The organism is Prevotella marseillensis (genome assembly GCF_900625065.1).
Lineage (GTDB): Bacteria > Bacteroidota > Bacteroidia > Bacteroidales > Bacteroidaceae > Prevotella > Prevotella rara.
In genome coordinates, this window is record NZ_UYXY01000001.1 from 2,220,126 (window position 1) to 2,246,902 (window position 26,777).

General features: G+C 41.9%; 27 protein-coding genes and 1 pseudogene. 20 read left to right on the forward strand and 8 right to left on the reverse strand.

The features are described 5' to 3' along the window. Together EJL04_RS08965 and EJL04_RS08970 are read right to left on the reverse strand one after the other, a co-directional pair. Positions 1-2,307, reverse strand: coding sequence for a S8 family peptidase (locus tag EJL04_RS08965; protein WP_125104699.1), 2,307 nt, complete (start codon positions 2,305-2,307; stop codon positions 1-3). 6 nt (positions 2,308-2,313) lie between these two features. Beyond that, on the reverse strand, positions 2,314-3,405 hold the full coding sequence (locus tag EJL04_RS08970) for an AAA family ATPase (RefSeq protein ID WP_125104700.1): 1,092 nt from the start codon (positions 3,403-3,405) through the stop codon (positions 2,314-2,316). 439 nt (positions 3,406-3,844) lie between these two features. Here EJL04_RS08970 and EJL04_RS08975 point away from each other — a divergent pair, with 439 nt between their 5' ends. The 11 genes from EJL04_RS08975 (at position 3,845) to EJL04_RS09025 (ending at position 12,099) form a co-directional block, all read left to right on the forward strand. Beyond that, a complete protein-coding gene (locus EJL04_RS08975; RefSeq protein WP_125104701.1) occupies positions 3,845-4,381 on the forward strand; it encodes a hypothetical protein in 537 nt (178 codons plus the stop codon). Further along, positions 4,371-4,709: a DUF4134 domain-containing protein gene (locus tag EJL04_RS08980; RefSeq protein WP_010537137.1), complete on the forward strand. Its 339-nt coding sequence runs from the start codon at positions 4,371-4,373 to the stop codon at positions 4,707-4,709. The genes EJL04_RS08975 and EJL04_RS08980 overlap by 11 nt, the downstream gene beginning before the upstream one ends. Positions 4,710-4,813: 104 nt before the next feature. Beyond that, positions 4,814-5,236: a DUF4134 family protein gene (locus EJL04_RS08985; RefSeq protein WP_125104702.1), complete on the forward strand. Its 423-nt coding sequence runs from the start codon at positions 4,814-4,816 to the stop codon at positions 5,234-5,236. Positions 5,237-5,433: 197 nt separating this feature from the next. Then, entirely contained in the window at positions 5,434-6,606 is a 1,173-nt protein-coding gene (locus tag EJL04_RS08990) for a site-specific integrase (RefSeq protein WP_125104703.1), read from the forward strand. A 28-nt stretch (positions 6,607-6,634) separates the two neighbouring features. Then, on the forward strand, positions 6,635-7,903 hold the full coding sequence (locus EJL04_RS08995; protein ID WP_125104704.1) for a site-specific integrase: 1,269 nt from the start codon (positions 6,635-6,637) through the stop codon (positions 7,901-7,903). Between the two features lie 140 nt (positions 7,904-8,043). Next, entirely contained in the window at positions 8,044-8,361 is a 318-nt protein-coding gene (locus EJL04_RS09000) for a helix-turn-helix domain-containing protein (RefSeq protein WP_125104705.1), read from the forward strand. Positions 8,362-8,369: 8 nt separating this feature from the next. Beyond that, positions 8,370-8,681 (forward strand): hypothetical protein, encoded by a 312-nt coding sequence (locus tag EJL04_RS09005; protein ID WP_241209969.1) that lies wholly within the window; start codon positions 8,370-8,372, stop codon positions 8,679-8,681. 64 nt (positions 8,682-8,745) lie between these two features. Next, positions 8,746-9,576: a hypothetical protein gene (locus tag EJL04_RS09010; protein ID WP_125104706.1), complete on the forward strand. Its 831-nt coding sequence runs from the start codon at positions 8,746-8,748 to the stop codon at positions 9,574-9,576. A gap of 280 nt (positions 9,577-9,856) precedes the next feature. Continuing rightward, positions 9,857-10,252, forward strand: coding sequence for a plasmid mobilization protein (locus EJL04_RS09015; protein WP_125104707.1), 396 nt, complete (start codon positions 9,857-9,859; stop codon positions 10,250-10,252). A gap of 50 nt (positions 10,253-10,302) precedes the next feature. After that, on the forward strand, positions 10,303-11,481 hold the full coding sequence (locus EJL04_RS09020; RefSeq protein WP_241209970.1) for a relaxase/mobilization nuclease domain-containing protein: 1,179 nt from the start codon (positions 10,303-10,305) through the stop codon (positions 11,479-11,481). 12 nt (positions 11,482-11,493) lie between these two features. Further along, positions 11,494-12,099: a hypothetical protein gene (locus tag EJL04_RS09025; RefSeq protein WP_206429374.1), complete on the forward strand. Its 606-nt coding sequence runs from the start codon at positions 11,494-11,496 to the stop codon at positions 12,097-12,099. Between the two features lie 88 nt (positions 12,100-12,187). On the opposite strand, the gene EJL04_RS09030 is transcribed toward EJL04_RS09025, so the two are convergent. The 6 genes from EJL04_RS09030 to EJL04_RS09055 all read right to left on the reverse strand — a co-directional run bounded on the left by EJL04_RS09030 (position 12,188) and on the right by EJL04_RS09055 (position 17,663). Then, positions 12,188-13,180: a hypothetical protein gene (locus tag EJL04_RS09030; protein WP_125104709.1), complete on the reverse strand. Its 993-nt coding sequence runs from the start codon at positions 13,178-13,180 to the stop codon at positions 12,188-12,190. A gap of 16 nt (positions 13,181-13,196) precedes the next feature. Beyond that, the gene (locus EJL04_RS09035; protein ID WP_125104710.1) at positions 13,197-14,030 is read right to left on the reverse strand and encodes a hypothetical protein; all 834 of its coding nucleotides are present in this window, start codon (positions 14,028-14,030) and stop codon (positions 13,197-13,199) included. A gap of 16 nt (positions 14,031-14,046) precedes the next feature. Then, entirely contained in the window at positions 14,047-14,703 is a 657-nt protein-coding gene (locus EJL04_RS09040) for a hypothetical protein (protein WP_125104711.1), read from the reverse strand. Positions 14,704-14,769: 66 nt separating this feature from the next. After that, positions 14,770-15,858 carry a hypothetical protein gene (locus tag EJL04_RS09045; RefSeq protein ID WP_125104712.1) on the reverse strand — a complete coding sequence of 363 codons (1,089 nt, stop codon included), beginning with the start codon at positions 15,856-15,858 and terminating at the stop codon, positions 14,770-14,772. A gap of 18 nt (positions 15,859-15,876) precedes the next feature. Then, a complete protein-coding gene (locus EJL04_RS09050) occupies positions 15,877-17,430 on the reverse strand; it encodes a DNA methyltransferase (protein ID WP_125104713.1) in 1,554 nt (517 codons plus the stop codon). A 17-nt stretch (positions 17,431-17,447) separates the two neighbouring features. Continuing rightward, positions 17,448-17,663: a helix-turn-helix transcriptional regulator gene (locus tag EJL04_RS09055; RefSeq protein ID WP_117692501.1), complete on the reverse strand. Its 216-nt coding sequence runs from the start codon at positions 17,661-17,663 to the stop codon at positions 17,448-17,450. A gap of 339 nt (positions 17,664-18,002) precedes the next feature. On the opposite strand from EJL04_RS09055, the pseudogene EJL04_RS16615 reads away from it, so the two are divergent. From EJL04_RS16615 to EJL04_RS09100, 9 genes and pseudogenes are all read left to right on the forward strand, one after another. Continuing rightward, positions 18,003-18,098: pseudogene (locus EJL04_RS16615) on the forward strand (DUF4134 family protein); the annotation flags it as partial. 51 nt (positions 18,099-18,149) lie between these two features. Continuing rightward, the gene (locus tag EJL04_RS09065; RefSeq protein ID WP_125104714.1) at positions 18,150-18,452 is read left to right on the forward strand and encodes a DUF4133 domain-containing protein; all 303 of its coding nucleotides are present in this window, start codon (positions 18,150-18,152) and stop codon (positions 18,450-18,452) included. A gap of 156 nt (positions 18,453-18,608) precedes the next feature. After that, positions 18,609-18,920 carry a hypothetical protein gene (locus EJL04_RS09070; RefSeq protein WP_125104715.1) on the forward strand — a complete coding sequence of 104 codons (312 nt, stop codon included), beginning with the start codon at positions 18,609-18,611 and terminating at the stop codon, positions 18,918-18,920. Positions 18,921-18,926: 6 nt separating this feature from the next. Beyond that, complete coding sequence (locus EJL04_RS09075) at positions 18,927-21,485, forward strand: TraG family conjugative transposon ATPase (RefSeq protein ID WP_125104716.1); 2,559 nt, start codon at positions 18,927-18,929, stop codon at positions 21,483-21,485. Between the two features lie 6 nt (positions 21,486-21,491). Further along, on the forward strand, positions 21,492-24,053 hold the full coding sequence (locus EJL04_RS09080; RefSeq protein ID WP_125104717.1) for a hypothetical protein: 2,562 nt from the start codon (positions 21,492-21,494) through the stop codon (positions 24,051-24,053). 61 nt (positions 24,054-24,114) lie between these two features. After that, positions 24,115-24,843, forward strand: coding sequence for a hypothetical protein (locus tag EJL04_RS09085; protein ID WP_420899307.1), 729 nt, complete (start codon positions 24,115-24,117; stop codon positions 24,841-24,843). Between the two features lie 43 nt (positions 24,844-24,886). Beyond that, positions 24,887-25,672: a DUF5045 domain-containing protein gene (locus tag EJL04_RS09090; protein ID WP_420899300.1), complete on the forward strand. Its 786-nt coding sequence runs from the start codon at positions 24,887-24,889 to the stop codon at positions 25,670-25,672. Positions 25,673-25,678: 6 nt separating this feature from the next. Next, a complete protein-coding gene (locus EJL04_RS09095; protein WP_125104718.1) occupies positions 25,679-26,284 on the forward strand; it encodes a hypothetical protein in 606 nt (201 codons plus the stop codon). Positions 26,285-26,441: 157 nt separating this feature from the next. Further along, positions 26,442-26,774 carry a helix-turn-helix domain-containing protein gene (locus tag EJL04_RS09100; RefSeq protein ID WP_004311699.1) on the forward strand — a complete coding sequence of 111 codons (333 nt, stop codon included), beginning with the start codon at positions 26,442-26,444 and terminating at the stop codon, positions 26,772-26,774. Positions 26,775-26,777 lie beyond the last annotated feature (3 nt).

Here is a 26,777-nt window from a genome sequence, read left to right on the forward strand (position 1 = left end):
TTAATTATCAACTCGAATATCATTATGAATATTGATATCGTTGTGTACATATCCTCTTTGTTCTAGTAAACTGAGACATTCGGTATATATCGTGCCACGATGTCTAGGGTCTTTTATTGTCACAACGACAACAACGTCTTGCGAAAGTACTTCTCCGTCTCTCTCCAAAGCTTGTACAGCTGCATCACGGTAGAGTCCAGTGAGTTTCAGTGCCCATTTTCTGTTTTCTCCCAATGCCTTTCTCCTGTTAGTGTCAGTCATCTTGGAAAGATCAACATAATACTTCTTGATAGGTTGATATTTATCTCCCTGTTCAATCAGCATACGTTCTTCTGCGAACTCCTTTTTGAAAGCTTTTGAGCTATAAATCGATGCATTGAGTACATTAACGGCATCTTTTGATGTTCTTGACTCATTGCGCATCATACCTTCGCCCAATTGAACATGTTCAACATGGTCATAAGTTTCCAATAGAACATCCACTTGACTTTGGCAATACTCACAACCTTGCCCCGCATTAATTACAGGATTCACAGCCATTGACAATGTAATTTCACCGATGAAATAACCGTTTTCAACCAAACTTTGTGGGTATGGAAAATCCAAAGAAACAATATTTGTTCCTTTCTGTAAAGTCTGATGAAAAACCATAGTGCACTCATCAGCATCGTTGTTAAGCATATCTGTAATAACAGATGGCAAACCGAACCCCATTTCCCTGCGAAGTTCTTCTGGCGTTTTCGATAAACCTACAGGGTAATCAGAGTTGTGAACAAGCAATGCTTTCAAAAGCAAGGGATTGCATTCACCTCCAATCATCTGATTAAGATTAGCAGCCAAAGCTGTAATTCGTGGAGTAGAAAAACTAGTTCCACTCCAGCGGCAAAACTGTCTTCCCCATTCTGAAAACAGGGACAGATGTGTATCCATATTGCCGCCATAGTGCACCAAATCTGGCTTTACTGCATTTTCAACACCAGGACCAATGCGAGAAAAAGGACTTCTGTCATTTTCTTTAGCATCATTATTGGTAGTTTTCTTATGAGCTATAGATCCTACAACGAGACTAAGCAAAGAATCGGCGCCATCAGTAATTCTTTGATTTTCTGCTCTTGGATCAACATTACCTGCAGATTTGCAAATCAAGATTCTGTTGTCTTTCTGCAAGCTGTCCAATGCGATGCCCAAGTCGGAATATCTGTCATTATCTATCGTTTTTGTTGTACCTTGCGAGAGATTCCAGATTTTTATATCTGGATGTTTAGCGATAGCATTTTGAATGTTGGCTACCAACTCGTTTTCGTATATTTGGGTTCTGTCCGTATTGACAATACAACTCTTTATTTTACAAGGTCCACATTTCGTCAAATCTTTATTTTCAAGAAAATCACCATAGTTGATGACACTTGCTACAGCTGTTCCATGACTTCTGTTTATGTCTTCATCTTCCAAATCAGCGATATTATCTTCATCATCAATCATCCAAGGACGCAGGTAATCATTATCGCCAACACCAGAATCCAATAAGCCTACCACAGGATATGTTGCGCCTTCCAATGGTGTCATCACTTCGATACAGGAGTTGTCTTCATCTGGGGCAGCTTCAAATTCTATTGTAGGCATTTTTCTAACCGCCAAGACACAATCCATGGATGCAATAGCCTGAAGTGCTTCCTCTGACACATGTTCCAAGGAAAACAAGCGTAAGCTACTAGCATAATTCAGCTCTTCTAATTCAACTCCAAATTCCTTGCATTTTATACTCAAAGCAATACGAGAACGATGATTGTACTCACTATTCAGATAATCAACCAGCTGCAGTTTGAGACGGTCATTTTCTTGAATGCTATCATCAACAACAGCCTTGTATCGAGAAATGTTTTCTATTGCAGACAAACCAATCTTTTTGACTTTCGGCAGATTGGCTGTATTTACCACCTTAAAACCTCGCTCCATTTTCTTCAAATCATTGGCGGTATCAATCTTTACCAAGATTTTACCTACCGATGTGACTCCTAGGACATTTCGTTTAGAGTTTACATCCATCATTTTTCGCACTGCTGGACGATGAGATTTAGCTGTTGCTTTTTTGTTCAGTGTAATCTCTGTAAGCACAGGCATCGTTCTATTTGCATCAGAGAATAATTCTGAGAACAACTCCAATTGATCGTAAACCCTTTCTGCATTAACGGAAATAGCAGTATCATTAACCCACTTTGGTAATTCACTGCCACCACCAGCTTCCGTCAAGAAATTGTCTGTTTCTCCCCTAAAAGATACATTTTGTATAGGATATTCTTTTACCATAATTCACTATTTTTTAGATAATACATTTCTGACCAATCTTGCACTAATATTTAGTTTTTGTACAATCTTGGCTTGACTAACTCCGTTTGTGTTAAGGAACATGATGAGTTTATCTTGTGCTTCGTCTTTTCCTTCGAACTCAAAGATAGTAACAAGTAAGTCCTCATATTCAATAGCTTTGCTTCCATTGATAACGCCCTTCACTTTTAGTTTGTTAAATATCGTAGAGATGTCAGAGGGAGACATTTTTTTTGTTAAGTCACAAACCGTTTTCATCTTTTGTCCATCCTCTACAAAAGGACAATTGAACCCAGATGTTAAGTCCAAAATTATTTTTTTTCTTGCTTCGTCATCAGGCATTCCGACTTCTATTTTTGTTGTGAAGCGTCTCCAAACGGCCTTGTCTAACAATTCGGGATGGTTTGTTGCCGCAATCAGAACGCAAGAAGTTGGCATGGAGTCAATGTTTTGAAGCAAGCTGTTGATGACACGCTTCAGTTCTCCCAGCTCGTGATTGTCGTCACGTGCCTTGGCTATTGCATCAAATTCGTCAAGAAACAAGATGCATGGCATGCTACTAGCATAGCTGAATATTTTTCTTAAGTTCTTTGCTGTACTACCAAGAAGTGATGAAACAATTCCATCCAATCTTGCTACCACCAATGGTAAATTGGTGTTTTCACTGACATAGTGAGCTATAGAGGTCTTGCCACAACCAGGTGCTCCGTAAAGAAGCATGGACTTAGGCATATTAACCCCTGCCTGTTCAAGTTCGTCACTGTGCCTCACCAACTCAATGAATTCACCTACTTGCCTTCCGACATTATCAGAAAGGACAATATTGGTACGTGTTGAGTCTTCGGGAATTACTTCTACTATTTGCAATTTGCTGTCCGAATCTAAAGGTAACATACGCATGGCATCAGCTGTTGCAGAACTTCTTGTGTTAGAGTTTTGAATTTGCTCTTTGATGCAACGAGCCAATTGAATGTTGCCCTCGGCTTCAAGACGAGTAGCTAAACGATTGGAGTAACTTATGATTTTTCTCCTATCGTTATTCAATCCTCCTTCTATAATTCTTAATATATCTGATGACATATGGCTTGTTATACATGTTATTATTATTTTTTGAATACAAAAGTAATAAAATAAAATCCAATGCGGCAAACATATTGAAACATTAACTCATTTTTAACACAAAACGTACATAAAACCAAAATATCTGTACGAATACCTCTGTTTTATGTTATATTTCGTATTAAACAAGTACATATTACAAGATTTAAACAGATAAGGTATTCTATACTTAAAAACATCCGTCTAAGTATAAGGAAGAAACATGCGAAAACTAACAGAAAAAGCTGATTAAAGTATGATTGAGAGTATGATATATAATTATAATTTGAATATATCTTAAACTTTGATGGCCATACTTTACAAAATTCTTTTTTGTCGGATTTTACTCTTTACTTTGCACTCGCAACTGGCACTTTTGCCACTGCATAGAGTATAAATCATCAATAAAACAAAGTATTATATGAGTCCATTTTTGATATTCGCAATCAGCCTTACCATTGCATACGCCATCTACTATGCGGTGATGATAACCAGAGACCTGTATGGTAAGAAGGAAGAAGCCAAGAGCAACGAGGAAATGTTTGACATCAGCAACATAACGGAAGAGGAAGCCGCAGTAGCCGTCAATGAAAGCGATGGTGGCTTTAGCGTTGCCGACAAGCAATACGACACGAGTTTCCAAGACGGCACATCATACGATGAGGGCTATGGCATGGGAACAGAGAACAACGGAATGAGTGATTATTCTCCAAAAACGGATTCTTCCGGCAGAGAAGATGATGTTGATGAAGACGAAGGAAATGATGTCAACCAACAGAAGCCGAAGAACGCAGCCGAGTCGTTGCAGGAAAAGATGGATGGGCAGATGGAGTCCACTTCTCCCATATGGATAGACGGACTATGGCAGGACGACTTTACGGAGAGCCTATTGAAACAAGGCGAGACAAAGCCAGGACAACCAAACATCAAAACAATACCAGTCAAGGATGAAATTTAGCCATATCATAAAGAATGTAGTAAGTTCCTTTGTCTTTGCGCTGCTCCCCCTGTCAGCATCAGCCAAATGCGGTAATGTGGACTATAGCTGGGGAGCAGACGCACTGGCAGGGATGCACGACTATGTGGTGACGATGATGCTGTATGTGCTGTATCTGACATACGCTGTCGCTGCTGTGATGGTGATTATATCCGCTTTGCAGATATACATCAAGATGAACACAGGGGAAGATGGAGTTACCAAGTCCATACTGACGCTGATAGGAGCCTGTCTGTTTATGATAGGCGCATCCATCCTGTTCCCGGCATTCTTTGGCTACCAGATTTAAGACTCAACTGCAGAAGAGTATATCATGTGAAAGCGACAACACCTTTCTATATAATTATAATAAGGTGTTGCCAAACGAATCATTAACAAGTAAAACAAGAAAGAATGTTTAAGAAAACAACGAACTATTTGAAGAAGACCGCCAAGAGCGTCCTTTCTTCAGGACGCTTGAAGACATTGGCATTGATGCTCCTTGTGGGCGGTGGCATTGCCATGGCGCAGAACTCGGCAGGTGACTACACGGCAGGTACCACCGCACTTACAACAGTGACGGAGGAAATTGCCAAGTATGTGCCTATCGTGGTCAAACTCTGCTATGCCATTGCAGGTGTTGTAGCCGTAGTGGGTGCTATCAGCGTTTACATCGCCATGAACAACGAGGAGCAGGATGTCAAGAATATCTTAGTCCTCCGAAATGCGTTTGAAAAGACAAGAAAGCAAATGAAAGTAAATGCGCTAAGTATCAATGCTTTAAGCGATAATTTGAATTTTCCGATGTTTGCCAAGCTCACTCTTAAAAAGACATAAAAGACTGTTTCTTGTTTCCGTTTTGTTTCTCGTTTCTCGGTTTGTTTTCTTATCTTTACATCAGTTTTCCGAAGTAAGGGAAGAGAAAGAAAAGCAAATGTCAGCATTGGAAACCATATCTGACATGAACTTTCAACAAGAGGGAGAAAGACCCTCCAGGCAGCAGAATACAAAAACAAAATAACACTTTATACATCATGGCAAGACCAAAGAAACAAGTAAAGCTGAAAGAGCCGATTAAAATTCGGTTGAAGTCGCTCGCAGATGGCAACAAGAGCATCTATCTTGACATCTACTATAAGGGAGTGAGAAAGTATGAATACCTCAAACTCTATCTCGTCCCCGAAATCAATCCCGTCTGTAAGGAACAGAACAAGCAGACTATGGCGATTGCAGAACGCATCAAGGCAGAGCGCATCAAAGCCCTGCATGGTCATGGCATACAGGACTGGGAAACCGTCAAGCAAGGTTCAATGCTTCTCACTACTTGGATAAAGAAGTATTGTGAAGGTGGTGTCGGCATCAAGAAGTCAACACTCCATTGCCGTGTGGAAATGCTGCACACCGTGGAGAAGTATCTTGACGAGACAAACAAAGGCTTCATTGCCCTTGAAGAGGTCAATGCGGAGTTCTGCCGTGGTTATGTAAAATTCTTGCGTAACTTCCCAAATTCCCATATCAAGTATGGCGAGCCAAGACCTATCAGTGAGAATACGGCAAGCCGATACCTCGGAATGTTCTCCACTGCTCTCAATAACGCTGTGCGCCAAGGCATTATCCGAAACAATCCGATGAAGGAACTTGATGCACGTGAGCGCATCCAACCCAAGGAAGGCAAGAAAGAATACCTTACTATAGAGGAACTTCGTATCCTCATGGCTACGGACAGTTACCGTCCAGAGGTCAAGGAGGCTTTCATCTTCGCCTGTTTTACTGGATTGCGATTAAGCGATATGTACCGTCTTGCTCCGATGCACATCTTCAAGACCGCTGACGGAAAGGGCGAATACATAGACATGGAAATGCAAAAGACGGAGAAGCCAGTTATAATACCTCTCTCGGAAGAGGCTAAGCGGTGGTTGCCAAAGCCAAGAGGAAATGATGTTCCTTTCTTTGACATTCCGACCACACAGACCGTTATAGGCAGGGCTCTCCACAAATGGGCGGAAGCGGCAGGGATTGAGAAGCATATCTCATTCCATTGCTCACGGCACACGTTCGGAACGATGATGCTCACGCTCGGTGCAGACCTTTTTACCACAAGCAAGCTGATGGGACATTCCAACATTCAGACCACGGAAATCTATGCTAAAATCGTGGACAAGAAGAAGGAGGAAGCCATCAACCTCATTGACGGTATGTTCACATAAATCATTGACAACGAAAACATATAGAGACATGACAATAACTATCAGACAAAAGGCACTTGCCAACGACAACATAAGCTTGTATCTTGACATCTACGATGGTGGCAAGCGCAAGTTTGAATTTCTTTCCCTCTATTTGTTGCCAGAGGTTGATGCAGAGACCAAAGCAAGGAACGAAGAAACATTGCAACGTGCTCACCAGATAAGGGCAGAGCGTATTCTTCATCCAGAGACCATTCCTGAGGTAGGTCACTTGATGATTGTGAAGGAAATCCCCAATGACGAGTCTCCCGAGGTCTTAGATTGGATCCAGACTTACATCGACTGGATGAGCGACAATACAGATTATTCCAAGGCTATTGTTGACCAATCAAAGTATCTGAAATACCTAATGAGCGAGTTTCTTGCCAACAAGCGCAGACCTCACATCACTCTGAGGAAGTTCGACAAGGAATGGTTCAAGGCATTCTTCCTTTGGTTGAAGAACGACTATGTGCCACAGAAGTATGTACGAGTTGAAGCCAAGCCTTTGTGTGAAGGCTCCCTTCACAATGTTCAACAGCGCATCGTGGCGGTGTTCAACAAGGCAGTCAAGTTCGGTAAGTTGAAGGCTAACCCTTTCTACCAGTTGGAGAAGTCAGACATCTTCCCCAAGCCAAAGTCATCACATAAGCAGTATCTCACTCCCGATGAACTGAAAAGGTTCATGGCTTCAGATGAGAGAAGTCCAGGGGTAGCAGAGACACAAAAGGCTTTCGGTTTTGCCTGTCTGACAGGACTTCGTATCAGCGACATCAAGGCTTTAAGGTGGAGCGACATCAAGAGAAATGAGGAAACGAACACTCTTGTAATCGTCCAGAAGAAAACCAAGGCTCTCAATGCCGTACCTATCGGCAATACCGCCTTGTCATGGATGCCACCCAAAGGTGATGATGATTTTGTGTTCCACCTTCCTGCTAAGGCTAATGTGGATGCAGCCCTTAAAAGGATAGCCAAAAAGGTGGGCATTGAGAAGAATATCTCTTTTCACTGTTCCCGACATACATTCGGAATTTTGGTGCAGGCGGTTACCGGCAACATTGAGACTACCAAGAAGCTGATGGGACACAAGTCACTCAAATCCACCTCCATCTATGCAGATGTGCTGACGCATGAAAAGGTCAAGGCTGTTGACAATATGAAGAAAGCCTTTCGAGGTCGCAAACAGCGTGAAGAGAACAAGCAAATACCGAGGACAAAGCGGACAGCAGCCACCAACACCCATCCACGCAGAATAACTTTTATACAGGATAACAAGTAAACAGAACTTTTCAGGATAACAACCAGTTAATTTCACTTTTGTAGTCCCCATTTATCGGGCAGGGATTTCTCTCTGCCATGGGGGACTACACTTTCAAAACAAGCAGTACAACGAATTACAAACAATTAAATTACAGGATAATGAACAAAACTATCGACACCGAAACTCTTATTTTGAAGGTAGAGTCACATGAGCACCGCATTGGAATAATGGAGAACCTCCTCCGTGATGCCAAGCAAGTATTGACATTGGAGGAAGCAGCCTTATTCATGGGTATATCAAAGAGCAGTCTCTACAAGATGACACACAAGCATGAACTTCCGTTCTTCCGTCCCAACGGCAAGATTATCTACTTTGAGAAGTCCGAGCTTTTGAACTGGATGCGCCAGAACCGCAGTATGTCCGAGGCAGAGACTAAGGCTGCAGCGACCAAGCACATGAGTGAACTTTGTAAATAGACATGGCGATGATGAAGGACGATATTTCCCATGAGGAGTATAGAAGCAAGTTGGCAAATGTCGCTGACCTTGCCGTGAGCTACATCAATACTGGCAACGGCTACTTTCGGATGCGTGATGCTTTCAATGGACTTGCCGAGCAATGCGGAGCCAACAAGGGCATCAATGATGAAGCAACTATCGGCAGAAGAAAACTTCTTGCCCAGTCTGTTTGCATTGAATGCATTTCACGATTAAGCAGTCATTCTAATGACAGGTTGCAAGGCGAGCTCTATGTTATCGCAGAGGACATTTCCCCAAGGAGAGGATGGCATAGATGATTTTCTCTTTACTGAGAAAAACAGTCTTGCCAGTTATGGTTATAATATTCAAAATTCACAGAACATGGATAAACAAAAGATACATTACTGCTTCACGCTGTCCGATGCACAGATGGAGTATCTTCGCTGCAAGAAGTACAAGATTGACCGCATGGAATGCTTCATGTCTCTTGCCTCTCTTGCTGAACGTGAAACAACTCTTGTTTCTATCAGCAAGACCCAACAAGTGGAAATCTTGTGTGGGCAATGTCTGGTTGACAACACCCAACTTGCCAAACTCTGGGATAAAGACCGCAAGACCGTACCCAAACTGTTACAGGCTATGGAGGTTGTGGGCATTTCCTCTTCACAAAAAGTTGGAGACAACCGCATCATTACCCTGCATTCCCTCTCTGGTTGGTATGTGGACGGAAGATTTGTCAAGAACGGCTTTTCATTGAAACGCAATGAGAATGGCTCTGCAATCATCCACACGGAAGTTCCACAAGCAAGAGTAATTGTTACGACAACGGAGGATGATACAAAGTCGGACAAGGAAGATGGGCATTCTGCCAATGGAATATCCGATACTGACAACAAGGGCAATTCTTCTACGGCAGGTATTTCTTCTTCCCTAAATTCGACTTCATCTAATGATAATGGAAGCGTGGGTAAGGTCGGAACGAATGGCAATCTTTCCGATGCTGTTACTGGCGGTATTTCCCCACAACAAAACTACTCCAGACAGTCTGTTGGCAATCCTTCTTCCATGCAAGAAGCAGAAGCCAAACAGAATGAGGGAGAACACAACACATATCCACAGCATCTGGCAGGAGGACAAACACAACAGTCTAACGGTTCTAATGCCAATGGTTACAAGGCTAACAGCTACAATAACGGCAATCAAAAGGCATAAAGAGGCTTATGAGCAACCATACAGAGAAATCATCCCAAAGGACGATTGACCGCCATAGGCTACCGCCAAACTGTTATACGTTTAAGCAGCCTTGGGGGACGGACGCTGTTAAAAGTGCCGTCATTTTATAGGTACTTTTCGAGAAATCCTTTTGTAATACAGAAGCCGTGTCCGTCTTTCTGTATTCCTAAAAGTTTCTCGGACTACTCGCAGGCTCGCAGTCGTGACCACCTTTGCAAGGTGCTTGTAATCATCCCATTTTAATCAGAGACAAGGACAAATGAGAAAGAAGAAAATCATAAGGAAACCGCCTACGGAAGTCCATACCTACCGATGTACGAACGAAGAGTTAAAGCAACTCCAGACGCTTGCCAAAGAGTGTGGAATAAGTCTGAGCCGCTATGTCGTTGAGACTGGCTTGAAGCACCGTCCACGCATGAGACTCACCAAGGAAGAGGTGGATGCTCTCAACTCTCTCGCCATCGCAAGGACGGATTTGATAAAAATCAGCAACGTGCTATCCAAGAAAACGGCTGAGGAAAAGGCTCGGTTCTTCAAGAACGAGAAGTTCATGCGTTGGTGGATTGATGCCGTTGCAGGACTTATCCAACATTGGTATAGCATTGAAGAGAATATCGCAACAAACGTACAGACCAAATCAAAGGAGGATTCATGATTATGCTCGCAAAGGTAGTATCGTATGGAGGTAACTCCGTAAGGTACGCATTGGAAAAGGAGAAGGCAAAAACGGTCAAGGTGAACAATATGCCAGATGGTCTTGACCCTACCGCCATCTGGTACATGATGAAGCATCATTGCCAGTATCATCAGGCGGAAAGGACGGTGGGCAGAAAGTTGGAAAGGTTCATGACCACTTTTGTACTTTCCCCATCAAAGGAAGAGTCTGCAAACTTCACGATTGAAGATTGGGCGAACCTTCAAGACGAAGCATTGGACGTTTTGGATTCTGTTGGACTTACACCCAACGGTTTCTCCAATGAGATAAAGACCAATTTCACCAATTCTATGAATGTGGGGGGACTGCACTCTGACTCCAAGTCAGGAACGCAGCACCTTCACATTGACTGCTGTCGTGTGGATATGGAGGGTAACACCAACGATGTGCATGATATTCATCTTCGGGCAATGAAGGCTGCGGAAATCATCAATATGAGGCATGGGTGGGAACAACCACAGGAGATTCGGAATATGCGGAAAGTGGAACTTGCGGAGGATTGCGAAAATACCCTCAAAGATATGCAACAGTTTAACATTGACAGATACTTCAATCTGTTGCGCATGAAAGGCTATGAGGTCAAACCTCGTTACGACAAGCAACGGAAACTTGTCGGCTACACAGTCGGCAAGAATGCTTCCGTGTTCAAGGCTTCTGAGATAGGCAGAAGGTTCATGGCATCAAAGATTGAAGACACCTGGAAGAAACTGCACCCACAACCAACACAAGTCAGGACAAAGCCTGTTTCTCCATCCGTTGTTCCTGCGCCTCGCCCAGTTCGTCCTGTCGTTCAGACTCCAACAGCATCACAACCAAAGGTGCAACCTCAAATTACACAAACGGCATTCACAATCAACATTGGCGATGAAGTCAAAAAGGTGTGGATTCCGAACTCTGTCAAAGATGTCTTTACTAATGAGGTTCAGATTCCAGAGGATAATGATATTGCGACAACAGAGAATGTCGCTCATGTAGCGATGCTGTTGTTTGCAGGGTACATTGACGCAGCCACTTCCATGTCAGAGAATTGTGGCGGTGGCGGTTCTGCTCCTTCTTCTGGTTGGGGCAAGAAGGATGATGAAGATGATTGGAAGTTTGCCCACCGTTGCGCACAGATGGCTCATTCCATGTGCAAGCCTAAACCACGCAGCAGAAGTTTTCACCGATAAATCAATGACAATATGGCTATCAGAAAAAGCAAGATAAACATAGACACAGAAGAAAGATCCGATTTCGACAACATGATGAATGATGTCGAAAACGAGGTCGAGGAACAGCAAGCCGAAGACGGACTTGTAAACCGTGTTCCTGAGTTGAAGCAGTTGAGTAAGGACATTGATAAGGCAACCGACACCTTCATCAATGCCACACTTGAACTGGAGTCTGCTATTCAGCAGTATCAGCGTGCAGAAGCCAAATTAGGTGGTGCTGTGACTACCATCAGTAAAAAGGTTGATACCATCAATCAGCACATAGACAAAGTTTTGGAAAATGCTCCCACAAAATTAAAGGTGGCAGTAAATGTCAATGATGCTGACTGGCAGAAGATTCAAGAACTGTTTGCCAAAGAACGCCAATGGATGACCGCACAGATGCAGATGCATATCCGTGAGGTCAATTCCATGTTTGCTGATGAACGGAAAAAAGTCCGTGAGCGATACAAGGAATATGATGGCTGCTATCTCGGTCACTATGCCCAGTGGTTCTTTTGGTTCTTCTTCACGATTGGAATCTTTGTGGTTGCAGGAGGAATAGGTATAATTGTAGCACAAAATTGTGGCAAATGAAATACCAACTGAATTTAGGAACATCATCATTAAATTCAGTTGGTTACTTCTGTATATTTCTGGAAATATATTCAAAACAAATTATGATTTACAATTCCGACAACTCCGTAATTAGTGACGAAACAGAATCTTTTTTTGCAGAATAGATTTTAGTCTGATATTTTTTATCCAATTGGCATCTTTCAATAGCTAATTTCTTTTCATTATCAGCGAAAAAATAATCAGAAATACGCAACCCAATAGCAGCCCTATCTATGTCTATCACATCATTCGGAGTCTGACTTTTCCCGTTGACAGCCATATCTGCATTCAACGATGAACGAATATTCATTGATGGAATTTTTTCAAACCCATGTGTTTCTAATTCACAAATTAATTTCTGAGCTAATCTTTTATCAAGTCTTTTATCACATAGTAGTTTTAATAACAAATCCACTTTATTAGGAATATTTATTTTACCACATTGCACACCTCGAACATTAACCACTCCCTTTCGGCATAGCTCTTTAAGACCTTCTATATATGCTATGGTCTGTATTTTACATAGATAATCCAATGCTAAAGATTTATCTGGTTTACTAAGTTCTTGACCAGCTTTTTTCATGTCTTCTCTTAACCCATTTACATCTTTGAACAGTTCTTGATTATAAAAATGATTCTCTTTGTTGAACTTATGACCATTTGCATAAATGTCAAGTATTTCAATGTCTGCATAGTATGCTTTATGAAAATACATGGATTGTATTGGTTTAACGTTCCCCTGTCTTAGCAACATCATTATCTCCGTTGCTGCGATTTCTTCATATCCATAAAATGTAGTTCCTTTTGCAATCTCGCTGAAGAAATGATGTTGTTGTGCTATTTGTTTTGAATACTCTATACTTTCGTTGCCGTCTTCGCCCATATTGGAACGTCCTAGTGTTTCGTATAGGTGTTCAAGTGGCATAGGACAAGAAAGGATTCTATTGTTTACTTTTTCTATGATAATACTACGTAGCTGTCCCCACAAAGATGTAGGGACAGCATTATACATATTACTTACAGCAAATTGGTCAAGATATAATATTTTCTTTCTTTTCATTGTCTATCTACTATGTTTATGTAAGAGAGACTTCTCCATCTTTAACCTTGTCTATAGTAGCTTTTCTATGGTAACCATTCTTTGTGAATTCGTTAATCCATATCAGTCTCCTTGTGCCATCACCATAAGGTTGCAATCTGAAATGACCACTAACCTTAAAAGATTCATCATTACATATTTCTGTGTACCACTTACTGTCAAATCGATAGTAATCAAGTCCTGGTTCTGTGACATTCTGATTTTTCTTTTTCTTCTTAACCTCTTTTCTAACAGTGGTTGAAACTTTACCTAATTGTACTTCTGCCCATTGTCTTAAACACAAATAATCTAAGACCATATCTATGTAATCTCTGATATTTGCTTCCATACAACCATCAATAAGAGGTAAAACCATACAGTCTAACTGATGTCCATTTCCCTTAATTCTATCCTTTGGTGACACACAAATGTAATATGTAGGTATGGACAAATACTTATCGATGTTGTCTTGGAATATCCATAAAGTAAGACAGCCATTCTTTATGCTATACACGACATAACACCCTTCTATAAAGTATGGGCTACGAACAATTCCATTCTCATTATCTAACTCTTGGAGAATATCAATATGAAATTGTGTAAATTTCATATAGGATTTATCCATCGTATCAATAAATGTCTTAGAGAAAACGACCAAATTACGGCAGTTTCCTTTTACTGTAGATAATTCTCTTATCGCATTCTCTCTGTCAGAATCAATTGCACTACCGATATTATTACACCAATTAAGAATGCTTTGTGGCAATTCTCTTTTATCAAGACAAAACAAGTATCTAAACAATGTAATGTCATTTATGTTTTTTATTTTCATAAACAAATACAATTTGTCAATTAACCCTTTTGATCCATCTATAGTCAGGACCTTTAGTAGTCCACTGAAATTGCCACATTGCACCGTACTTATTGCTTATCAAATAGTATTGATACATACTCGTCATCGGTTGTATTGTAAAAATGCTACTATTACCTGCTTCAAGAACTTCTTCATTAATTGAAACGCAAAGGAGGTTGTCTAAAGACTTGGTATCGTATTGCACTTGCCAAAGTCTTCCTGTAAAACTATCCAACATGATGAATGTCCACATATTTTGAGTAGCAAACATTTTGAATCTACCCTGCCATCTATCAGTTGAAGATGGATATGCTTTTGACCAGTAATTTATTGGTGCAGCAAACATGTAATCTGTTCCTTTTGTGCTAAATTGGACTTGCCAATTCTTTCCTGTAAAGGTATCAAGCATGATGAAAGTCCACATATTCTGTGTTTCATAAAGACAGAAGCGATTATCAGTTTCGCCACCATCTTCCATTGCATCACATATTTTCCAAGATTGACCGTCATCTTGCACCTGTAATACTTCTCCCGTAGCAGTATTCAAACGTAACTGGTTATGGTAGTTACGTGTTTGATACATTTTATAAGTTTGTGCAAATAGGCTGATAGGCATAAAGCACAAAAACAATAAAGCAGCAATTTTTCTCATATCGTTTCTGTTTTACGAAAAACTAAATGGAATTTGGATTATGCAATATTACCATCTTTCCTCCATTTATTCTTTTACGACAAAGATTATGTCGGCAAGACTTTCGTATATTTTTTTATTAAATGTGAATTCAATTTTCTTTAGAGAATTTTCACTGAAGCTATCAAGGTATGTATTTACCTTAGGCTCAATTAACGAGAATGCTCTCTTCATCTTCCACGACTGATTCATGTCCGTAGAATCGACAAGAACAACAAACAGACGGTTTTCAGCACCGAACAAACGAGGACTTTGATTCTCATAAAGCCATTTCATCAGGTTTTCTGGATTATTACGAGCCTCATTTACAATCTGTTTTCTTGTAGCAGTAAGTTGAGATATAACTTCTTGATGTCCTTGATTTTCGATTTCTTCTTTTAAGAAATTATACTGTTCGGAATCAGAAAGATTTTTATCTGGTGTAATACCATATTTCTTAGCCTGACGCTTCAACCAAGTTAACTCAGTGTTGCCTAATGCTTCTTTTAATTTACCTTGCATATAAGCTCCAGGAAAATAGGTAACTTTCAAATCGATAGGGTTATTCTCAATAAAAAAGTCAACACTTTTGATTTCACCAACCGCAGACAACACACGTCTATGCTTCTTAAATATTGATTCAATAAGATAGGATGTCCAGTTGTTATACCAACTTGTTTGAACGAAATTCCAAGCATTTGTTGCAATAGCATCAGCCTTGCTGCGTAGTTCATCATAATCGCTGATTACTTTAATATATCTACGGACAAGATATTGGTCAAGAGAGTTTTCTTGATCTCCTCCCCATTCGTAGTTGTTTATCTGACGTAAACCACTTTTCAATTTTTCTTCATCCACACCCATCGTGTGATACCATTCATTGTTTCTGTCGCACAGATAAGTATCAAGCATAGTCATGCCATTAGGTGTATTCTCCATTATTGAATACAACTCGGCAAACTGCTCGTTAATCTTTGTAGAAGTAAGCTCAATGCCATTTTTCTCAACAAATTGTTTAATCTGTTTTCCACGACATACGGCTCTAACCTTCAAGTACAACAAAGCACTTTCATTGTTGTTGAAAGCGTAAAGATTTTGTGCACGGAACTCTTTGTCCCATTTCTCAAAGTTTGTCATATTGAATATTTTTATATTTTACTTTTGTTTTATACTCCAATTTCCTTCCTTGTCCAGTTGAAAACGATTATTCAGAACTGTAAACACATCGACATTGCCTATTATAATCATATTTCGCAAAATCCATTCCATTATAGCCATCATTATAGCATTTGTGTCGGTCGTCCCCTTCTTGATCGTTTCAGTTATGAACTCCGTTATAATTCTTATAAATTGACTATCATCACAAACACGTAAGTGTACAGGTGCTGGATTCTTTCGAAAAGTCACAAGGACATCACCTTTAATCGATTTAACACGATTAAGTTGACGTGGTGGGTAGGTCTTTTGTTCTAACCATTCATAAGCAACAACATTGAAATTGTTGAAAACACACGCATTGCTAACGGCTTTCCATTCTAGTCCAGAAAGAGAGTGAAATGTAAGTGAAAAATATTTATTATCTTTTAACACTCTTCGAATTTCTGAAAAAGCAGAATTTATATCATGTTCAAAAGCCTCAATATCTTTGTGACGTTGATTACTATCGGATATTACAATTTCTTGCTGATAATCAGGAACAAACTGTAGCCATGAGTTCCAAATTACACTTTGCTCAAAATATGGTACACTATCCCCATAAGGAGGGTCTGTAAAAACATAGTCCACAGAGTTGTCTGGGAGTTGCAACCTCTTTGCATCAAAGTTGGTGATTTTGAAAGTAGATTGGATAGGCTCTTTCATTAAATCACCCAATAGCGCATTCAAGAAATCTTCTTTTCCCTTTATCGCCTTCCTTATGCGATTTTCGTAATAATGTAATACATTATTCTCTATATATGTCTCACCAATATAAAAACCGGTCATCCAAGCTCCTTGAGCAAGTGCCCCTCTGCTTTTGATAGGTGGAACAAGTTTGGAACAGTTGGCTAAATTTGCTGTAAATGCAATTAAAAACAAGTCTTTATCAGATCCTGCTGCATATTTATTTATCAATGACAACAATTTCGCATGACAAGCAAGTGTCCTTTTGGTAAAAAGATCTTTTATTGTCATGTTCGGGCGAGCTGATATTCTGGAGTTTTCAATAATCGAAACCACAGGATACCAATCCGTTATTTTGTAATTGTTTTCTTTCTCACAGAACTCTTTTGCTAACTCTTCTGGAATATCTTTAATAGACGTCTTTCTTCCATCCTTAAAAGTAAATTGCAGTGGTAAACCATCCTTATTTCTTAAAACTGATATAGGCAGATATGTTTTCTCGCCAATGGTAATATTATACCATTCGTTTATGAAAGTAGACATTTCTGCTTTGATCTTTTCCCATACCCTTTTTACTCTTGAAATATTAACATCGTTTGAGAACAAGTTATGTGCTATAAAATTAGCTATCGGATTGAGATCATTTACTATAACGTTTCTATTTTTTAGATATGCTTCACAACAGAAAACTCCATACCCTGAAAATGGATCAATAATAGTATCTCCAGGGTTTGTATATTTTTCAACCAAAGGACTTATACCAGTGGCTGGCTTTTTACCCCAATATTTATGCATAAAATATCGAGGAGCATTTTTTTCACTATTCATTTTTCTATTGTTTAATTTTAAAAGTTTTCATGCAAGTCTGTTGGAACAAGAAGTTCTCTTGTATCTATTTTTAACAGCTTAGCTATCTTACTTAGTGTTTGTAAATCTGGCTGAGCAGAATTAGAGCACCAACGACTGGTCGTTGTAACACTAACTCCAAGTTGTCCTGCTAACCATTTACCTGTTTTCTTTTGTTCTACAAGAACTACTTTTATTCTATTAAGCTCATTCATTGTAATTTTATTTAAGTTCAATGCAAAGATATATACATTTATTGTAATAAACGAGAATCTTTAGGAAATATTGTATAGTGGCATAAAAAATATGTTTTATTACTTTAATTTGCTACTATCTTACGCACGAAAAAGTAACTTTTGTGATTAACATACAACATTAGGGCTTTACTCCCGAAATGAAAGAAAAGGAAAATTATCGTTGTTTTCAGTGTTAATTTATGTTTTCTCATGTTTTCATTTTGGGGTTTCTTGATTTTGTTGTTCCTAATTTGTTTCTTTTGTAATTTTACCATTCTAATTAGTATTGATTATCAGCATATTACGAGCAATCAGTAAGATTTCAAGAAGAAGATCATGATGATTGTAGGAGCATGTATCTTCCTCGTGGCAGCAGCACAGGCATTGCCATTGTTCTTCGGTGTGACCAACTAACGAGTGAGAGTTATTCCGTGCATATTCAGTAATTGAGAAACGACGTGAAGAATGGCAAGAGAAGAGCAGGAAATCCGCTACCCCGATTACCCACTGTTCAAGGGACTCCAGAAGCCCCTTGAATTCATGGGAATACAAGGGCGGTATATCTATTGGGCAGCAGCCACGGCAGGAGGAGCCATCATCGGCTTCATTGCCGCCTACTGTCTGATGGGTATCATTGCAGGACTGATAGTGTTGGTCGTGGCAATCACTACGGGTGCAGGTCTCATCATGTTCAAGCAACGGAAGGGACTGCATACCAAGAAGAACGGCCAAGGAGTGTTTATCTATGCCTACAGCAAGCGCATATAAAAATGTGAAACAAAAAAAGTATCGACATGACCAAGATGTGGATGACAAGTAGAAAGTGAACGACTGGTAGGCTCATTCTCCCCCAAGGGTGTGGGTCTACCTTTATTTGTTTCAGCGAAAGTATCGCATCTTTGACATAAAAGAATGGTTATGAGCATGAAAGCAAAGAACATTATCATTATGGCATTGGCTGGCATATTGCTGACCGCATGCAAGGACAAGACCTACAAGCCACCCACATTGGATGCCATGAGGAGTGCTGACAAGGCAAGAGCTGCTTGGGCGAGAGAGGCAGAAGAACATCCTGCGATCGTGGAAACACAAACAAGCAGGATGGATTCCACTGCAAAGGATAGTGTATCAACCCTTTATAGCGAAGAAAGCTACAATACCTCTTATCAAGAGAATGACAACAAATCATCCAGAATGAGGGGAAATCATCAATCATCCGAAGAAACAGAAGAATAAACGAATATGGTACTATATGTAATCTTATTTTTCGTGGCAACCTGCATTGGCATGGCCATATCGGTCTATGCCTTTGGTACTGGTGGCAAGCGGAAGAAAATCTTTCAGGATATCTATTTCTCCGTGGAAGACACGGACGGTATCGGTGTGCTCTATACAAAGACTGGAGAGTATTCTGCCATCCTGAGAATGGAGAACCCAGTGCAGAAATATTCTGCCAATATAGACAGCTATTATGAGTTCACCAATTTGTTTGCTGCCATCGCACAGACTCTGGGTGAAGGCTATGCCCTGCACAAGCAGGACATCTTTACTAGAAAGCAGTTTAAGGATGAGAGTGGCAAGGGACACGAGTTCCTTTCCGAATCCTACTTCCGCTATTTCAACGGAAGAGAATATACGGACAGTATGACCTATCTGACCATTACGCAGGAGAACAAGAAGAGCCGTCTGATGTCCTTCGACAACAAAAAGTGGCGAGATTTCCTGGTAAAAATCAGAAAGGTGCAAGACCAACTGAAGGATGCCGGTATCAAGTCGGAGTTTCTGAACAAACAAGAAGCAAGTCTGTATGTTGACCGCTTCTTTGCCATGAACTTCCGGGACAAGATGGTGAGCATGACAGGATTCAAGGTGGATGACGAGACGATAGGTATGGGTGACAGACGCTGTAAGGTATATAGTCTGGTGGATGTCGATAGCGCCAATTTGCCGACACAGATACGACCATTCACCAATATCGAGGTGAACAACACCAGCATGCCAGTGGATCTGGTAGCATTGGTGGACAGCATTCCTGGTGTGGAGAGTGTGGTGTATAACCAAATCATCTTTGTGCCGAATCAGAAGCGTGAGCTTGCCATGCTCGACAAAAAGAAGAACCGCCATGCCAGCATGCCGAACCCAAGCAATCTGATAGCCGTAGAGGACATCAAGCGAGTGCAGGAGGTGATAGCGAGAGAAAACAAGCAGCTGGTATATACCCACTATAATCTGATAGTGACGGTGAAGCCAGACACGGATATACAAAAGTGTACCAACCATCTGGAGAATGCCTTTGGCAGGATGGGCATACATATCTCGAAGCGAGCCTACAACCAGTTGGAACTGTTCGTCAATTCATTCCCTGGCAACTGCTATGGGATGAATGCCGACTATGACAGATTTATGACGTTGGGCGATGCCGCCACCTGCCTGATGTACAAGGAAAAGATTGTGCATAGCGAGGACACACCCTTCAAGGTCTATTATACCGACCGCCAAGGAGTACCAGTAGCCATCGACATATCAGGAAAAGAGGGACGAAACAAGCTGACCGACAACAGCAACTTCTTTGTCCTCGGTCCTTCGGGAAGCGGCAAGAGTTTTTATGTAAACTCCATGGTGCGCCAAGCTCATGAGCAGGACACCGACATCGTGCTGGTAGATACAGGTAACTCGTATGAGGGACTGTGTGAATACTTCGGCGGAAAATACATTTCCTATACCGAGGAGCATCCTATCACGATGAACCCTTTCAAAATCAAGCGAGAGGAATGGAACATCGAGAAGTTGGGATTCCTGAAAAACCTCGTGATGCTGATATGGAAAGGAAGTCAAGGCACGGTGAGCAAGACCGAGGACAGGTTGATAGAGCAAGTCATCAACGAGTATTACGATGCCTATTTCACCACCAAGAGAGTGAGCAACCTCTGTTTCAACAGCTTCTATGAGTTCAGTACGGAGCGACTGCCGAAGATATGCGAGGAGAATGGTCTGCATGGCATTGACCTCTCGTCCTACAACTATCTGTTGAAGGATTTCTACAAAGGAGGCAGCCATGATGTGACGCTGAATGAGAATATGGACAGCAGTCTGTTTGATGAGACCTTCATCGTCTTCGAAATCGACAGTATCAAGGATGATCCACTGCTCTTTCCACTGGTGACACTCATCATCATGGACGTGTTCCTGCAGAAGATGCGCATCAAGAAGAACCGAAAGATGCTCATCATCGAGGAGGCATGGAAAGCCATCGCCTCGCCTATGATGGCGGAATACATAAAATATCTGTATAAGACCGCCAGAAAATTCTGGGCAAGCGTGGGTGTGGTGACACAGGAGATACAGGACATCATCGGCAGTGAGATAGTGAAGGAAGCCATCATCAACAACTCGGATGTGGTGATGCTGCTCGACCAGAGCAAGTTCAAGGAACGCTTTGACACCATCAAGGCGATACTCGGTTTGACCGATGTGGACTGCAAGAAGATATTCACCATCAACCGTTTGGAGAACAAGGAAGGACGCAGTTTCTTCCGTGAAGTCTTTATCAGGCGAGGACAGACCAGCAATGTGTATGGTGTGGAAGAACCGCATGAGTGCTATATGACCTACACCACGGAACGAGCGGAGAAGGAAGCATTAAAACTCTACAAGCGAGTGTTGAAATGCAACCACCAACAAGCTATCGAAGCCTATTGCAGGGATTGGGATGCAAGTGGTATCAGCAAGAGCCTCGCTTTTGCTCAAAAGGTAAATCAGGCAGGAAAAGTACTGAATTTAGGGAACAAAAATAAAAAGTAATCAAAGATGAAACGACTTCTATCCATCATAATGCTGATAGTCTGTGTGTTGGCAAAGGCTGACGCACAGTACTACAGCGTGAACTATGACAAGCAGACGGTGGCTGCTATGGCAGCTGCATACGGAACGGAAGCCGTGGCAGAGGCATACTATAACGAGCAGGTGCAGAACATCTTGAAGCACTATAATGCAGCAGAAGTGGCAAGTGCCGGCATCTTCGCCTCAAAATTCTTGGAACGCAAGGCAATGACGGAGTTGGGCATCTGGAACAGTAGCACAGAGAACAACTATTACCGCCGTATCTACAACATGGTGTCGGGCAAAATCATGCCGAAGATATGGACGGTGGCAGGAATGATGCTGAAAAGTCCACAGACTGCCCTGTATTGGGGAACCTATCTGATGAAGATATGTGATGACACCAAGAACCTGTGCATGCAGTTTGAGAGTGTGGTAACAAACAGCACCCTCACATTCTCGGACATCGCCTTTCTACAAATCAACCAGGAGATAGCTGCCATACTGAAACTTTCAGAGATTGGCAACGTGGATTGGAAGAAGATGTTGGACGATTTGTCGAAGGTGCCAGGCAATTTTACAGTAGACAATCTGAAAGCCGACATCGACAATCTGTATAAGGCAGGAGCCAACCTTGCAGGAGCAGGAATGAACAATATCGGCAATGCCCTGTTGCAGAGCAGCCAGTTCAACGACCTTTTCCAAGGCAAGCTCAGTGCAGCCATCGACATTGTGGATAACTATTCCTCGCTGTTCAAAAGTCTCGACAAGAGCGTAGGCAACACCCTCTTGGGCATGATTGGAGGCAAGGACAACGTGGCAGGACTTTTCTCTCTTGCCAACTATAACCTAACCTCTTGGATGACCGACTATCTGGATGAGACGGCAGGAAACTACTACACGCAAAGATGGTATATCGCCCGACGAGACCAAGGACGAGAGAAATTGTGCGACTATGTACCGCCCACCGATGACAACAGCATCTTGAAAGGCGACCACTGGTACAGAATCAACACCAAGGATGCCAACTTCTATCCCAACAATAGCCAAAAGGAAGCTATCCTGCAAAACTCGGAGAATCATGCAGGTTGGTCAAGGACAAGGGTGCAACAGCTCAACAACCAGAATGACGGCTTTACTTATAACATCAGCTATTGGTTGAACAGCTACATCATCAGTAGCAAGAAAAAAGGACAGAAACAGAAGGCATACGCCTACGAGATACAGGTGTACAAGAGTTGGAACAGGACAGAAGAAGTGGATGAGGCAGTCTTTGACTCCTATTCGATGGACTTGAACACCTTCAAGGCACAACTGCAAGCCCGGTTGAGCGAATGGAATGACAACGAGGAAGGTTATACCTATTATATAGGCAGTGATGCACGCAACTACTATCAGGCAACCGATGCCGCCAAACTGAAGGGATGTGAGAGCGTGACCATCAGTGTGACATGCTGCGACGGTGTGCAGTTGGGGCAAGGCACCACACAATACAAATGCAAGAGTTGTGGCGGTTCGCTGAATGATCATAGCAAGAAATGCGCCATGACAACATCGGTGACAGAAAACACCCTCGACCTCTCGGACTTGTATAAACAAGAGCAGGAAGCCAATGCCAAGATAACCTCTTTGCAATCGCAAATCAATCAGTTGGAAGCGGAGAACAAATCACTTGTCAAGCAAATCGCCAATGCAAGTGTGGAAGATGCAGCCAAGTATCGGGAGCAATACAACAAGAACAAAGCTTCCATCGAACAACTGAACAAAGAACTTGCCACATGGCAACAGAAACAAAGGGAAATAGAGGAAGCCAAGGCAGAGGCAGGAAAGGACAATGACGTGGCGACGGATGACTACTATCGCATACCAGCCATTATGAACGACTGCAAGAGTGCCTACAACCTAACTTGGCAAGGGGAAGGAACATGGAGCGGCTATACTTACATTCGAAAAGCCACCATGCCCAACATCAACGGCATCATCACCTTCAAGGCAACATTGAAGATTGCCAGAAAGCCGAAATATTTCTTGGGCATCAAGATACACAGAGCCATCCTGCAGATCAGTTGGGAGCTGACATCGGAATACACCAACACCTCAGTAGTGGATGTGATAACGCTTGAACCAAGCAAGACCGAGCAGGAAAAGGCGGACGAAGTGAACAAGCGCATCTCGGAAATTGCACAGGAATATCCATCGTGCAAGATAACCACTGAATATGCTAAGAGCGCACCTGCCGATGACAATAATACCGATGACACCTATCACCTGCTATGGTCAAGCGATAGGTTAGAGGTAGCCAGAGAGGTGGACAGCAGAATCACCAAGATATACGCAGACTTGGTATCGTTGGAGAAGATGATGCACTACAAGCGCAACATCATCGACGTGCTGATGGACATCGCTCCACATATCAATGCTGACGAAGGACGACGGTTGACACTAGTGGAGAAATGTAAGAAACGTTGGTTAAGGAAAGCTGCCGACACCAAACACTCAGATGACTATCACGGCAAGTTTAATGATGAAGACAATGAAAATGAGAAATAGAAAAGAATACAAGGCTGATGCAGCGGAGAGGGTTGCAGGGTCAGTGAGCAAGAAGCGACGAATGGATATTGTGAGAACATTGCTGGTAGCAATCTTGCTCCTCGCCCTCCCCTCTAAAACATTCGCCCAATGGGGATTTGATGTTGCCAGCGTAGAAGCCTACATCAATGACCACAAGAAACAGCGGAGTCTGTTGCTTGCACGAAGCACGTTGGAATACAGCAATAAACTATTGCACAGTTACAGTAAGGACGAGACCAAGGCATACAAGGAACTTAACGTTGACCTTGACAAGTACACCAGGGCATTTGATGTGATAGATGTGCTATATCAAAGTTTACGAACCAGTCTGAACGTGTACTCCACCTACGAGGGTGTGAGCGACAGAATATCGGACTATAAGAAGCTGTTGGATGACTACAACAAAAAAGTCATCAAACGAAAGCGTATTTCGCTTGCCGATACCATACTGATAGGTATTAACCGACGAGCCATAGAGAATATCGCAAATGAAGGCGAATACCTCTACAAAAGCGTGAGCGACTTGGTGCTGTATGCCACAGGAGCGGCAGCGTGTTCTACGGCAGACCTTCTTGTGGTATTGGAAAGCATCAACACCTCGCTTGACAATATAGAGAAGCATCTGAACAAAAGCTACTTTGAGTCGTGGCGATATATCCAAGTGCGCATCGGCTATTGGAAAGAAAAGGTTTACCAAACCAAAAGCAAGCAGCAAATACTGGAAGATGCCTTCGGTCGGTGGAGAGTGGCAGGTAAACTCGGATATTGAGAGAACGAAGAATTTATAATCCCATATATAATAATGTATAGACATGGATAGAAAGAAAACAAGAATAGGAACCATCATGTTGATGTTGGGAGTCGCTATCAGCGGCAATGCCCAAAGTGGTGTAACATACAATCATGACAGTTCGAAAAAGAACCAGATAACGGTGATGGAAATCGGTAGTGGTAGTCTGTCACCAGAATTGTACTATCAGTTACTGCACAGCAGTTACAAGAAATCGGCTGCGAGTAAGAACAAACTCGGTTTTCGTACCACGGCAGGAATCGGAGCTTACAATCAAGTGGAATATGCCGAAGCCATCGACTCTGCCCTGACCAAAAGAGCAGAGATTGAGGCGTTGAATATGGCAGACCGTCAGATTGACCTCGCCTGGAAAGTGGAAGGAAGCAAAATTAACAGCAAGATGAATGCCTTCAAGAGCAACATCGACCGCATCCTGCCTGTAGGCGGATCCATCGGTGACAAGCAACGCTGGACAGAATACTATCATGTCTATGAGACAGCCATCAAAGCCACCAAGGATGCCTATATGCCCAATGCCAAGCGTAAGAAGATGTACCTACAGATTTATGCAGATGTGGCAAAACAGAACGAGACACTTGTGAAGCAACTGGTGCAGATGTCGAATGCCAGCAAGACCAAGGAATTGTTGACAGCAAACGGCAACTACCAGACCGCCAACAAACGAAGTATCATCAGCAGTGCATCCAGCAAATGGCGAGAGGCAGGAATGGCAGTGAGAAACAACACATATTCTGGCGGTAATAACGGCTCGAATGAGGATGACAATGATTTGAAAATAAACAGATAAGGAGTTATGGCAGACAACAGCAGCATATTATCCGACTTCGGCATCAACATCTTGGAAGAAGAGATTGATGACGTGATTTTCCAGACCAACGAGTTTCTGTGCGACGCTACTTTCACAGGCTCGAATGGGCCTTTTTGGTGGTTACTGGTGGTTGCCGTTACCAATTCTCTAAAACACGACTTTAATCGTTGTAAATCAGCAACTTACAAATTCTTGTCTCGTGACACAAAATCAGCGAGGGACAAAAACGGGACAAAACCACGGAAAAATAAAGTCAAGAACACTTTGCCCGAAATATCCCTTGTGGAATACCTCTGTTTCGTTTGCAAAGGTACAAATTTGTCCCTTGAAAAACGAGGGGAAATCCCTATTTCTCTCATTCACAACTCATTTTCCTACCATTGTACCCCAAATGTGGTTATTGCAAACGGTTTTGACCTCAAACGGCTTGGTTTGCGAAAATTGGGTGTTAAATTTTGTTTTGCACTCTGTTGGACATTTTCAAAAACGAGAACTGGCAATAGAACCAAAGATTTGCCACCCCTATTGTCCAATCCTTGGTTTTGTGAATGTTTGAACGATAGACATTTGAAGATGCTGAATTTCAAGTGAGTGTCCGACCAATCTACCACATTACAGCATGGTAAAATAGAACCAAAGAATTGAAAATCAGCACTTTTAATAAACCATAACGGCTGCTTGAATATCATTGGCAACAATATACCTTTGCAGCCGAAATCGATAACGAAATAAACAAAATATCAGATTTATGACAGAAAAGAACGCATTAAAGATGAACCTCGACCATGAGCGCAAGATAGTGGAGCTTCAGTCGAGAGTGAACAAGTTGGAGAACCTTTGCTATATGACAAAGGAAGTGTTGAACCTTGAAGAGGCTTCCGCCTTTCTCGGCATTGCCAAGAGCACGCTCTACAAGATGACGCATCTTAACCAGTTGCCGTACTTCAAGCCTGCTGGCAAGCTCATCTTCTTTGAGAAGAAAGCCTTGCTTGACTGGGTACGAGGAGCAAGAGCCATGTCGGAGGAGGAGATAAGACTGGAAGCTGCAAACCGTCTGAATGAAATGAACAATAGACCATAGCAT